Raw genomic sequence first — 12408 nt, forward strand, 5'->3', positions numbered from 1 at the left:
CCAAATAAAAAAGTAACCTCTGCGGTTACTTTTTCTCGTTTTTCATATCGATAAAAAAATTTCCGTTCTTATGAAGAGAACAAAACGAAATTTCTTTTAGATTCCTCTGACCTACTTTCCTCAACTCCTGCCGAAGCCATAATTCCGTCTTCCCTAAACGCTCTAGATGTTCGCCCTGAACCTTTCCATCCAGTATTAATGGTAGCGGCAGAAGCGAACTGAATGATTCCTCATCACTAGTATCTTGTTGGTCCTTTTTAATAACTGAGAGTTTTCCCGTCGGTTCTAAAATAGCGAATTCAACATCTGATACGGAACTAATATTATTTTCTCTAAGCTGGACGAGGAGATCGTCAAAATTATAGCGCTGCTTCTTCATCTCATGTTCATCAATCTTACCTTTTTCGATTAAAACCGTAGGCTTTCCATCTACAATCTCTCGTATCTTTTCACTCTTCAAAGAGACAAGTGCCATAATCAATTGAATAATAACTAACACACTAATCGGAATGAAAGTACTGATCATAGGCGTACTCGGATCCTCTATCGACATCACAGCAAGCTCAGCGATCATAATGGAGATCACAAAGTCCAGAACACTCAGTTGGCCGATTTCTCGCTTACCCATTATCCTAAAAACGAGTATGATAACAAAATACAAAACCAGTGTTCTAAGGATCATCGTTGAATACTCCATCTTAGACCGCCTCCCTTCACTTTCTTATACTTAGTGTGACCAGTGGATCGGTGCCACATAAAGGAAGGTAATGGAAACAAAAAAACTCCCCTTTAGTAAAAGGGAAGTAAGTATCTGAAATAAATGTAAACAGTTGAAATGAGTAGTGACACAACCACAACTGGGAGGCCGATCAATAAAAAGTGTACAAACTTGATCTCATGGTTCTCTTTCATTGCAAGTCCCGCAACCACAACATTCGCTGAAGCACCGATCAACGTTCCATTTCCGCCAAGACAAGAACCAAGTGCAAGCGACCACCAGAGCGGATCTAGATTCGTCATCCCATAACCAGAGAACTCTGTTATGACGGGAATCATCGCTGCTACGAATGGGATATTATCGAGAAATGCTGATAAGATTCCCGATCCCCATAAAATGATGATCGATGTCTTCGGCATGTCACCTTCTGTATAAAGCAAGATGGCTCTCGCAATTTCATCAATGATACCTACTTCTTCTAACCCACCGATGAGAATGAATAACCCAATAAAAAAAAACAGAGTGACCCATTCGATCGATGAAAATACTTCTTCTACTTTATGGTCATTTTGAGTAATGAGAAGGAGTAGTACTGCTCCAGCCATTGCAATGTTCGTAAGGTCTGTGTGAAGGATCGGATGAAGCAAGAATCCCACAATGGTCATGATTAGTACGACACAAGATTTTACAAGTAGCGGTCCTTTTTTCAAGTAATCCTCTGGGTTTACCTTCATTAAAGCTTTACGGTGAGTCTCATCAACGACGAGCCGTTTTTTGTAAAAAAGCAATAGACCAGAAATAATGACTACGTAGATGACTCCCACGATTGGAGCAAGATTAAAGAGGAAATCATTGAAATCTAAATGTTTTACTGCCTGACCGATCATGATGTTCGGTGGATCCCCGATCAATGTAGCAGTTCCTCCTATATTTGAGGAAAGAATGACTGTGATTAAAAACGGCATAGAGGTTACTTTCAATATCCTTGTTAGCGTTAAGATGATCGGAACAAGCAGAAGAACTGTTGTGACGTTATCTAGAAGCGCTGAACCTACTGCAGTTAATATCCCTACAACTGCTAATAGTGGGAGGGGATGACCTTTTACCTTTTGAGCCATTTGGATCGCAATGTATTCGAAAATTCCATTTTGGCTTGTGATCGAAACGAGAATCATCATCGAAAATAAAAGCGCAATCGTATTCCAATCTACATGCTTCATAAATGCTTCATCAGCCGTTGAAATCCCTGCTAGGAGCATCAACAATCCGCCTCCGCAGGCAACCAGGGCTCTGTTTATTTTCTCAGTGATGATCCCTATATAAGCAAGAACAAAAATAATCAGTGCTACACTCATATCCAATCCCTGCTGCCCCTTTCCTAGCTACTTTCTATAATCGTATGACGGGCTGTCCTAAATCATGATTGACTTCTAAATGAAGAGCGTGTGAATAGAATGTACAAACCATTCATATAAAAAAGGGGGATTATCATGAGGTCAAAACACGCATTCAGCGCGATGGGATCAGGGATGATTACAATTGTAACGATGGTTCTTGCGACAAGCGTACTGCTATCTCTTATTCTTCGTTTTACTTCAGTATCTGAAAAGGGCATCGCTCCTATCGTGATTACAGCAACAGTCATTGCGTTCTTTATAGGAGGTTTTATTTCAGGAGGAAAAGGCGGAGAGCGTGGGTGGATGCTTGGTCTAGGAACCGCACTTATGTATATGGTGCTATTATTTCTTGTTCAGTATCTAGGATATAGATCAACAATGGACACAGAACAACTCGTCTTTCATGCAGGCTATCTCGGTGTATGTACCCTAGGTGGAATCATTGGAGTAAACGTGCGGGGCAGCCGGGCACAATCGTAAAAAAAATAGCGTCCACAATGGGACGCTATTTTTTGATGCTATTATTCAGTAATGGCCTCACGTACGGCTGCACGATCAAAGACTACCTTTGTTCCATCCGTAGTGCGGATTGTAATCGTACCTTCATCCATTGCATCGATGATTCCATGCATACCACCGATCGTAATAACCTTTTGTCCTCTTTCAAGGCTCGCTTGCATTTCTCTAGTCTTCTTCTGTCTCTTCTGTTGAGGACGAATTAATAGGAAATAGAAAATCGCAAACATCAAAATTAGCGGAATTAAATTCGTTAAAGTAGATCCCAAAACATTTCACCCCTTTCTAGCAATGATGCAATCTATGGATTAAAAGTTTTTTGCACCAGGCAAGTTAAATCCGTACTGTTCAAAAAACTCATCCTTAAAGTCTAGGAGACGGTCATCCATAATCGCCTGCCTAACTTGCTTCATCAAGTTTAACAGAAAATAAAGATTATGGTAAGTCGTTAATCGGAAGCCAAACGTTTCATTCGCCTTTATGAGATGGCGAATATACGCTCTAGAATAGTTCCTGCAAACATTACAGTCGCAATTCTCATCTAGAGGACGGAAATCTCTAGCATACTTCGCATTTCGGGCTACGAGACGACCGTTGCTCGTCATCAATGTACCATTTCTCGCAATACGAGTAGGCAGCACACAGTCAAACATATCGATTCCTCTGATCGCTCCATCGATCAAGGAGTCAGGAGAACCAACACCCATTAAGTATCTTGGCTTATTGTTTGGCAAATGAGGTGTCGTAAAATCAAGCACTCTATTCATGACATCCTTCGGTTCACCAACAGATAAACCTCCGACCGCATAGCCTGGGAAGTCGAGTGACACAAGGTCTTCTGCACTTTGCTTTCGAAGATCCTCGTATTCTCCACCTTGAACGATACCGAATAAGCCCTGAACATCTTTTCGTTGATGAGCAGCGATACATCTTTCTGCCCAACGGCTTGTCCGTTCTACAGAGCTCTTCATGTAGTCATATTCAGCAGGATATGGAGGGCATTCATCAAAAGCCATCATAATATCAGATCCTAGCGCGTTTTGAATCTCCATCGCTCCTTCTGGGGAAAGGAAAAGCTTTTCTCCGCTAAGATGATTTCTAAAATGAACGCCTTTTTCTTCAATCTGTCTTAGATCACTTAAACTGAACACCTGGAAGCCACCTGAATCGGTAAGAATCGGTCCATCCCAATTCATAAATTTATGCAGACCTCCAGCTTCTTTCACAATATCATGTCCTGGACGTAGCCAAAGGTGATACGTATTGCTCAGTATAACTCCTGCGCCCATTTCTTTTAATTCTTCCGGACTCATTGTTTTAACAGTCGCAAGTGTACCAACTGGCATAAACATTGGTGTTTCAAACGTTCCATGAGGTGTGTGGAGTTTCCCTAAGCGGGCACCACTTTGTTTACATGTTTTTATTAATTCGTAGCGGATTGGTTCCGTCATTCTTTCAAACTCCCTTCCAAAATCAGCATGGCGTCACCGAAACTAAAGAAACGGTACTGTTCTTCGACCGCTTCTTTATAAGCAGACAAAACAAACTGTCTTCCTGCAAGTGCGCTGACGAGCATGATCAACGTGGATTGCGGTAGATGAAAGTTTGTGATCAATCCATCGATGGCTTTGAATTCATACCCTGGATAAATGAAGATATCTGTCCATCCAGAAGATTCTTCAAATACACCGTTATGATTAGAAGCAACCGTTTCAAGCGTTCTAGTCGAAGTTGTTCCAACAGAAATGATACGCCCGCCTTGCTCTTTCACTCGATTCAATAGATCGGCCGTTCCTTTTGTTAGTTGATAAAACTCACCATGCATTTCATGCTCATAAATATTATCAACAGAGACAGGTCGGAACGTCCCTAACCCAACATGAAGCGTTAGAAAGGCAATGTGAACACCCTTCTCTTCAAACATCGATAACATCTCTTCAGTAAAATGAAGGCCGGCAGTAGGAGCTGCGGCGGAACCACGATGCTTCGCAAAAACAGTTTGGTAGCGATCCTGGTCATCCAATGTTTCTGTGATATACGGCGGAAGCGGCATTTCGCCAAGCTGGTCTAACACTTCATAGAAAACACCTTCATAATCAAATTCGAAGACACGTCCTCCGTGCTCCAATGTTTCCACACACTCAGCCGTTAACCTGCCATCACCAAACGTAAGCTTTGTTCCAAGCTTTACCCTCTTTGCAGGCTTTACAAGTGTTTCCCATCGGTCCCCTTCAATTTGCTTAAGAAGAAGAACTTCCATCTTAGCTCCTGTCTCTTCCTTCATACCATATAACCTTGCAGGCATAACTCTCGTATCGTTTAATACTAGACAGTCACCTGGCTTTATATATTCTTCTAAATTTAAAAACTCACGGTGTGCCATCTTTTCAGCTGCAGGATCAAGCACCATCAAACGTGATTTAGCACGCTCTTTCAATGGAGTCTGAGCGATAAGATGTTCGGGGAGTTCAAAATCAAAATCTTTAACGTCCATTTTTTCACCACTGTTCCTAAAAAATATCTAATACACCAATCGATCTTACCATAGCTTCATCCATTATCGAAATCTGCCGATTATAAAAAAGAGAAGCGAAAGCAAGACACTCACCACAATCGACGTGACGATCGGAAAGAAAAACGTTGTATTTTCTTTCTTAATCACGATATCTCCTGGCATCTTCCCAATGAATGACCATAGCACTCCAATAACAAGAAAGACGATTCCTAGCGTAATAAAAAGCTTTGAAATCTCCATGTTATTCAGGCTCCTTCATCCCAAAATGGTCATATACGCGATGCGTGACCATGCGTCCTCTAGGCGTACGCTGCAAGAAACCGATCTGCATTAGATACGGCTCGTAAACGTCTTCGATCGTATGACTTTCTTCTCCGATCGTAGCAGCGATCGTATCGACCCCAACAGGTCCACCTCGGAATTTTTCGATGATAGCCAGTAAAAGCTTATGATCGATATGATCAAGTCCTAGAGGATCAACCTGCATCATCTCTAATGCTTGAGTAGAAAGAGAAAGCGAGATAACTCCATCCCCTTTTACTTGGGCAAAGTCTCTTACTCGCTTCAAAAGACGATTGGCGATACGAGGAGTACCGCGTGATCTTCTAGCGAGCTCTACAGCAGCTTCCTCAACCATTTCAACTTCAAAGATATCAGCAGTACGCATGAGTATTGTTTGCAATTCATCCTCTTGATAGTACTCTAATCTACTTAGCACTCCAAATCTGTCACGAAGAGGGGCAGTTAAGAGTCCAGCTCTCGTCGTTGCCCCAACTAATGTGAAAGGCGGGAGATCAAGGCGCACCGATCTTGCAGTCTCGCCCTTTCCTATAACTATATCAAGACAATAATCCTCCATAGCAGGGTACAGTACTTCTTCAACACTTCTCGGCAAGCGATGAATCTCATCAATAAAAAGAACGTCTCCAGGTTCAAGTGCCGTTAAAATGGCAGCAAGATCTCCTGGTCGCTCAATCGCTGGACCAGACGTCGTCCGGAGATTCACTTCCATTTCAGTTGCTATGATTGCTGAAAGAGTCGTCTTCCCAAGTCCCGGTGGCCCATATAACAATACGTGATCTAGTGGCTCCTCTCGCATTTTCGCCGCTTCAATAAACACCTCTAGATTACGCTTCACCTTCTCCTGACCTATGTACTGACTTAATCGCTGCGGACGGAGGCTATATTCTACGGATGAGTCATCACCGACCTGCTCACCTGATAGAATGCGTTCTTCCACTATGACCCCTCCTTAACGATTCAGCATAAGCTGAAGCGCTTTTTTAATATATTGATCTGTCGAAAGCACTTCTTCCTGAAGCATAGGCTTGATCTTCTTAATTTCTCGTTCAGCATAGCCAAGTGCCTTCAAAGCTTCGATGGCTTCATCCAGTTCATGCGCACCATCTTCTTCTGTCTCTTCCACAGCGAAAAGACCTTCCTGCGGCTCACCGAATCCTTTTAATTTCCCTTTCAAATCAAGTATGATCTGACGAGCTGTTTTCTTCCCGACACCTGGAAACTTCGTCAAGAACTTCTCATCCTCTAACTCGATCGCACTAACAACTTTATCAGGCTCACCTGTAGCTAAAATCGCAAGCGCTCCCTTAGGACCGATACCTGACACATTCAGCAGCTTCTCAAACAAAAGACGCTCTTCTCTCGTCGGAAAACCATAAAGCGCAATCAGATCCTCCCTCACATAATGATGCGTAAAAATCTGAATAGACTGCCCCCTATACCTCTGAAACGTAAAAGGATTTCCACAAAAAACTTTATACCCAATCGAATTCGATTCAATAACAATATACTCAGTATCTATATATTCAACATTACCTTTAATATACTCAATCAAAAAACTCTCTCCCCATCGCATACGAACATGCATTTCTATATCTTTTTATTTTATCATATTATAAGAAAAGCGGAAGAGGCCGTTTAAATACGCAGGGAGTTGGAGGAAGATCGAATGAGACGCTTTTTGTCTCAATCGATCTTCCGAAACTACCGGAGTATTTGGCCTCTGCAGCTGGATCACACGAAAAGCGGAAGAGGGCGTTTAGGCTTGGAAAGTGAAGGCGAGCGTTCAGAAACGGAGATATTGGAACTCTTGAATTAGAACACTTGCGTTCTGTTGAAAGAGTGAATTATCGGAGTTTCTGCGAGCCGCAACTAGATTACAGACAAGATAACCCACATCTTCACCTTTCACTCCAAAAATCAAACAACCCATCCTAACGGACAGGTTGTGATTTCTTTAATTTATAAAACGTATGGAGCATGTCTTCAAAGTTGTACCAGGACTCTATTGGAATACCTTCAGCAAGCTCTTTAAGTCTTGAGGTTTCTACTTTTCCAACATCGATTTGAAAGAACGTTTGTATGACTTTCTGTTCATCTGGTTTTCCTTCAAAAATCGTGAGAACGCCATCATCTGTAAGACCGAAATGACCATTCTCCTTCATAGCCGGGGAAATATCTTCAATTTTGCGTTCAAATACCATTTTACCGTGATCTTGGTTGACTAGCTGCCACCCTGCATACTCACTCCAGAAATCTTCCATAGACCAGACAGTTTTCTGAATCGATTGCTCTGTGGAAACTCCGTCAGCATAGTTTGTTCTCAGGATTACTTCAATAACCATAGGTCCATCCATATGATAATGCTTTTCATCAAATTCACGCTCACTCTGGGCATTTTCAACCGCCAGTGCATGTGCTGGCAAAGAACCCATAATCAGAATAAGCACTACTAAAAAGCCGAATAGGTTTTTCACAATTTTTAGCACCTTTCTTTTAGATTCTGTTAGCGTGCCCAGCAGTGAAGATAATATGCACAAAAAAAGAACTACATCACCATGTAGCTCTTCAAAACTTCTCATATACCTCGTCGCTTATCTCAGCATTATGATAAACTTCTTGAACATCGTCATTGTCCTCGAGCATGTCGATCAGTTTTAACATATCGATTCCATCTTCTTCCCCAAGAGGAGCATATGTTTGAGGAATCATCGTAATTTCTGCAGACGAAAAGATAATATTTCTCTTCTCAAGCTCTTCCTTTACTGCTTGAAATTCCTGTGCATCGGTATAGATTTCGAATGAATCTTCATGAGTCTCCATTTCCTCTGCTCCTGCATCGATTACTTCTAACATCAACTCATCAGCATCTGCATCATTTTCAGCTCGATCGATAACAAACAGTCCTTTACGATCGAATAAAAAAGCTACGCATCCGTTCTCGCCCATGTTGCCTTTGTTCTTACTAAACGCATGACGAATTTCTGCAGCCGTTCGATTTTTATTGTCTGTTAAGAGTTCGACCATTACAGCAGCACCGCCAGGACCGTACCCTTCATAGACGATCTCTTCATAATTAACACCATCTAAATCGCCAGTAGCCTTTTTTATCGCACGATCGATATTGTCATTTGGCATGTTCGAGGATTTTGCTTTATCAACAGCTAATCGAAGGGCCGGGTTTGTCTCAGGGTCCCCACCACCTTGTTTGGCTGCAACAAAAATCTCTTTCGCAAGCTTCATAAATACTTTACCACGTTTTGCATCCTGAGCATTTTTTCTTCGTTGTATATTTTTCCACTTCGAATGTCCTGCCATCGTCAATATCCCCTTCCAACTGATTTCGTCCATATACTATAACACATGAAATCAGGTGGATACACTAAACGTAATCATACAAAAAGAACAGGGAGAACCCTGTTCTTCTTATATTATCTATTGTTTTGAAACGGACGTTGAACTGCACTCGAAATGTCATTTAAAATGCCATTCACATCTGCTTGAACTTCTTCGAACCCATCGCCATTTTCGAGGCGATCATCAACACGGCCCATTCTGTTGACAACGTCTTTATCAGTCGAGATCGAAACATTTTTTTGTTTCGCGAGCTTCGCTACTTCACTGCGAACTTGATCTTTAACAGCTTCTCGGTCGTCTCTATTCGTTTCAACACCGATCATGATTTGATCTCCATACACGATGACACGTGCATCTTCAACAGTCTTTAGCTTCTCGATGCGATCTGCGAGTCGCTGCGAAAGATTGTTATCATATCCAGAATAATCCTCGCCGTTACGCATATACCCAGGACCATTCATACCATGACGCTTATCGATCTGCTTCTCATCGGGAGCTTTTACACCATTGGCATAATCTCTGTCGATCATATCTGTAAATGCGCCTTCTCGATAATCGTTATTATTATCTTCACTCGTATAATAACCGATTGGTCGACCCGAATCGTTATAGCGCGTGTCCATAGCTTCGTTATCTGCTGTACACCCTATTAGACCTCCAGCAAGCATCAATGTGGAGAGTGTCACTACTGTTTTTTTCATATGAAATACCTCCTTTCATTATTAGCATGGCAGGAGGTGTTCCAAATTAATCTGTTATGTCTTGGCAAGAAAGGGACTAACTCAAAAGGCGTAGCATAGCTGGATATCTCTTATCATGTTCAACGAGTGTTTTCCGTAGAAGTTCATCTCTTCCTTCAGGATCGATAAGCCACTCACGATAAAAATCTGCAGGAAAAGCGAGCAGTTTTGTATAAGTTGGGTTGTTCAATATATTTTTAATACTAAGGATGTTATAAGAAAACCACTCATCAAGAGACCACTCGCTAAATGGAAGCATTCTAATCATCAATTGCAAATAATCGTATTCTCTAGGTGCGTATGATACGAGGTCACCGTCGATCAGCATCAATTTCGTTCGATTATAGATAAAATTATGATGTGCAGGATCTCCATGAACGATGCAGCCCTCTTCAAACGCCTTATGCTCTAAGTAATTCAATTCGTCATCCATTTCTTCAAGAACGTGATGTCCAATTGTTGTATAGAGCTTTATCAGTTCATTGTCACCAATTGTGTTTATACTTTCTTCAAACTTCATCAACCTGTTCATCCATTTTCTCTTCAGTGAAACACGAAAGAAACCGTCTCCCCTTAAACCATATGATTCCTTGTGAAAGTGATTTAGCTTTTCAACAGCAAGCTTTCTTTCTTCAACTCTTGAGTAATCAAGAGCGCTTCCATCTTCAGCTAACGTACAAATCCAAAAGAGACCATTACTAGCTTTTATCCATTCACCATCCTCAAAAGGAACAATTTTCATAAACGAAAATGGACACTTTTGTGAAAGCATAATCTGCTTCAATACAGTTTGATATCTTTTAGCTCCTTTTATGAAGACACTCTCTCCATTATGAGTTATTCCACGATAAACATTTGATTTAACACAGGTTATCGAATGAAAAAAAGGACGTACCCCTTTCAGGATACGTTCCTCGTGATGGTTATCGTGACTCAGCATAGCTACTTTCCATATCCATATAATCCATCATAGGTGCTTTGTTTGCTCCTTGCACCATGTTCGCGTTCCCATAGTAAGGGTTTGCGTAAGGCATTTGCTGGTATGGAGAAACCTGGGATCCACACCCACAGTCATGCTGTTGATAAGGGGAAACCATCGGTTGATTTGGATAAGGGGACATCATTCCAGCTACGTTTTGATTAGGATATCCTCCTTGTGCGCCCATAACTGCTTCTGGATATTCTTCATTCGCTTTATTAGCATATGGAGATTGCGCCCCAGCTACTGCTCCTGGATATTGGTGATTGCCAGAGTTATACGCCCCTGCAACTGAGCCTGGATAGCCCTGGTTCCCCATCTGTGCTCCCGCTACGGAAGGATAACCAGGCATATTCGCATTCGGACCTTGGTGTGCACCAGCTACCGCTCCAGGATAACCGTTGTTTCCGTAGGCACCTCCCACTGAGCCTGGATAGCCATTGTTTCCATAAGCTCCTGCTACATCCATTCCGTTACTACTTTCCATGTCTCCGGAGTAATTTTCTTTATTGCTACCCATATGCGCACCAGCTACAGAACCAGGGTAACCGTTGTTTCCATAAGCTCCTGCCAATTGCTGATTAGGTGAATGCGCTCCCGCTACAGAGCCTTGATAGCCATTATTGCCCATGTGCGCTCCGGCTACTGGATACCCATTATTCCCTTGATATGCGCCAGCCACTGAGCCTGGGTAACCGTTATTGCCCTCATATGCCCCGGCTACGTCTGAACCATCACTTTCCATGTCGTCATAATAGTTCCCTTTTTGAGCTCCAGCTACGGACCCTGGATAGCCTTGATTCCCGTGATTCATATGCGCTCCTGCCACTGATCCTGGATAACCCTGGTTTCCATGACCCATCTGTGCTCCGGCTACATTTCCCGGATAGCCTTGATTCCCGTGATTCATATACGCGCCTGCCACTGATCCCGGATAACCTTCGTTACCATGACCCATTTGTGCTCCGGCTACGGATCCCGGATAACCTTGATTTCCGTGATTCATATACGCGCCTGCCACTGAATTTGGATAACCTTGGTTCCCTTGCCCCATTTGTGCTCCGGCTACGGATCCTGGATAACCTTGATTTCCATGATTCATATACGCGCCTGCCACTGAATTCGGATAGCCCTGGTTTCCGTGCCCCATTTGCGCACCCGCGACGGATCCTGGATAGCCTCCATTACCCTTTTGAGCACCTGCTACATTACCGTGATTAGCATTTGGAGGTGCAGGCATCCCCATTCCTGAGGAAGATTCAAATTCACTCAACACTTCATCGTCACTCATTGGATAAAATAAGTTCTCAGCTTTTCCCTTTGCTGCCTTTTCATTTGCTTTTTTCTGAGGCTTTGCTGCAGGCTTTTTCGCTTCTGGTTTTTTTGCTTCAGGTTTCTTCATTTCAGGCTTTACCTGTTTAGGCTTTTCTTTCTCAGGCATGATATTCATATTAAGACCCATATTTAATTCATTATTGATCGGCATATTAATAGATGGTTTTTCTTTTGGTTTCACCTGTTTGGGTGCTTCTTTCTTCTTGAACATCTCTTTTTTCTTCATTTGCATTTCTTTCTTTTTAACAGGAACTGTTCCTGAAGGTATTTTAATTTTCATACCTGGCATAATCATATCTGGATTGTTCAGCTGCGTATTTACAGCTTTTAACTCTTCAAAATTTACGCCGTATTTCTTAGCGATTTTCCATAACGTATCGCCTTTTTGAACGACATGTATTTTCAAAATGAAAACTCCCTCCTGTACAAAGTCAGTACATTGAAATTCAGTACAGTGTATGCACAACTAGGCAGATTGCTACCTTTTTTTTAGGCATAGGTCATGACATAAATATGCCGTGAGGGCTTTTCATATGTATCGTGTATAAAAA

Annotated in this window: 15 protein-coding genes; 2 read left to right on the forward strand and 13 right to left on the reverse strand. The window is 42.1% G+C overall.

The window, feature by feature from the left end; genetic code table 11:
* Positions 1 to 25: 25 nt before the first annotated feature.
* Positions 26 to 697, reverse strand: coding sequence for a DUF421 domain-containing protein (locus ACXAHI_RS06425; RefSeq protein WP_474846787.1), 672 nt, complete (start codon positions 695 to 697; stop codon positions 26 to 28).
* 92 nt (positions 698 to 789) lie between these two features.
* Positions 790 to 2073 (reverse strand): ArsB/NhaD family transporter, encoded by a 1284-nt coding sequence (locus ACXAHI_RS06430; protein ID WP_474846789.1) that lies wholly within the window; start codon positions 2071 to 2073, stop codon positions 790 to 792.
* A gap of 135 nt (positions 2074 to 2208) precedes the next feature.
* On the opposite strand from ACXAHI_RS06430, the gene ACXAHI_RS06435 reads away from it, so the two are divergent.
* The gene (locus tag ACXAHI_RS06435) at positions 2209 to 2595 is read left to right on the forward strand and encodes a TIGR04086 family membrane protein (protein WP_474846791.1); all 387 of its coding nucleotides are present in this window, start codon (positions 2209 to 2211) and stop codon (positions 2593 to 2595) included.
* Positions 2596 to 2636: 41 nt separating this feature from the next.
* Here ACXAHI_RS06435 and yajC read toward each other — a convergent pair whose 3' ends face one another.
* The 6 genes from yajC to ruvA all read right to left on the reverse strand — a co-directional run bounded on the left by yajC (position 2637) and on the right by ruvA (position 7001).
* Positions 2637 to 2900 carry a preprotein translocase subunit YajC gene (gene yajC, locus ACXAHI_RS06440; RefSeq protein ID WP_270179423.1) on the reverse strand — a complete coding sequence of 88 codons (264 nt, stop codon included), beginning with the start codon at positions 2898 to 2900 and terminating at the stop codon, positions 2637 to 2639.
* A gap of 39 nt (positions 2901 to 2939) precedes the next feature.
* Positions 2940 to 4082, reverse strand: coding sequence for a tRNA guanosine(34) transglycosylase Tgt (tgt, locus tag ACXAHI_RS06445; RefSeq protein ID WP_474846794.1), 1143 nt, complete (start codon positions 4080 to 4082; stop codon positions 2940 to 2942).
* The gene (gene queA / locus ACXAHI_RS06450; protein ID WP_474846796.1) at positions 4079 to 5125 is read right to left on the reverse strand and encodes a tRNA preQ1(34) S-adenosylmethionine ribosyltransferase-isomerase QueA; all 1047 of its coding nucleotides are present in this window, start codon (positions 5123 to 5125) and stop codon (positions 4079 to 4081) included. Before queA ends, tgt begins: the two co-directional genes overlap by 4 nt.
* Positions 5126 to 5188: 63 nt before the next feature.
* Positions 5189 to 5386 (reverse strand): DUF2905 domain-containing protein, encoded by a 198-nt coding sequence (locus tag ACXAHI_RS06455; RefSeq protein WP_474846798.1) that lies wholly within the window; start codon positions 5384 to 5386, stop codon positions 5189 to 5191.
* A 1-nt stretch (position 5387) separates the two neighbouring features.
* Positions 5388 to 6386: a Holliday junction branch migration DNA helicase RuvB gene (gene ruvB, locus ACXAHI_RS06460; RefSeq protein WP_474846800.1), complete on the reverse strand. Its 999-nt coding sequence runs from the start codon at positions 6384 to 6386 to the stop codon at positions 5388 to 5390.
* 12 nt (positions 6387 to 6398) lie between these two features.
* The gene (gene ruvA / locus ACXAHI_RS06465) at positions 6399 to 7001 is read right to left on the reverse strand and encodes a Holliday junction branch migration protein RuvA (protein ID WP_474846802.1); all 603 of its coding nucleotides are present in this window, start codon (positions 6999 to 7001) and stop codon (positions 6399 to 6401) included.
* 114 nt (positions 7002 to 7115) lie between these two features.
* Between ruvA and ACXAHI_RS06470 the strand changes: the two genes are divergently transcribed.
* Positions 7116 to 7265 (forward strand): hypothetical protein, encoded by a 150-nt coding sequence (locus ACXAHI_RS06470; RefSeq protein WP_474846804.1) that lies wholly within the window; start codon positions 7116 to 7118, stop codon positions 7263 to 7265.
* A 115-nt stretch (positions 7266 to 7380) separates the two neighbouring features.
* Here the strand turns inward: ACXAHI_RS06470 and ACXAHI_RS06475 are convergent, their stop codons facing one another.
* The 5 genes from ACXAHI_RS06475 to safA all read right to left on the reverse strand — a co-directional run bounded on the left by ACXAHI_RS06475 (position 7381) and on the right by safA (position 12263).
* Positions 7381 to 7923, reverse strand: a complete 543-nt coding sequence (locus tag ACXAHI_RS06475; protein ID WP_474846806.1) for a BofC C-terminal domain-containing protein — start codon at positions 7921 to 7923, stop codon at positions 7381 to 7383.
* A 91-nt stretch (positions 7924 to 8014) separates the two neighbouring features.
* Positions 8015 to 8764, reverse strand: coding sequence for a YebC/PmpR family DNA-binding transcriptional regulator (locus ACXAHI_RS06480; protein WP_474846808.1), 750 nt, complete (start codon positions 8762 to 8764; stop codon positions 8015 to 8017).
* 113 nt (positions 8765 to 8877) lie between these two features.
* Complete coding sequence (locus ACXAHI_RS06485) at positions 8878 to 9504, reverse strand: YhcN/YlaJ family sporulation lipoprotein (RefSeq protein ID WP_474846809.1); 627 nt, start codon at positions 9502 to 9504, stop codon at positions 8878 to 8880.
* 76 nt (positions 9505 to 9580) lie between these two features.
* Positions 9581 to 10327, reverse strand: a complete 747-nt coding sequence (locus ACXAHI_RS06490) for a hypothetical protein (protein WP_474846811.1) — start codon at positions 10325 to 10327, stop codon at positions 9581 to 9583.
* A 139-nt stretch (positions 10328 to 10466) separates the two neighbouring features.
* On the reverse strand, positions 10467 to 12263 hold the full coding sequence (safA, locus tag ACXAHI_RS06495) for a SafA/ExsA family spore coat assembly protein (RefSeq protein WP_474846813.1): 1797 nt from the start codon (positions 12261 to 12263) through the stop codon (positions 10467 to 10469).
* Between the last annotated feature and the right edge of the window lie 145 nt (positions 12264 to 12408).

It is taken from the genome of Anaerobacillus sp. ABD4_527, assembly GCF_056160805.1.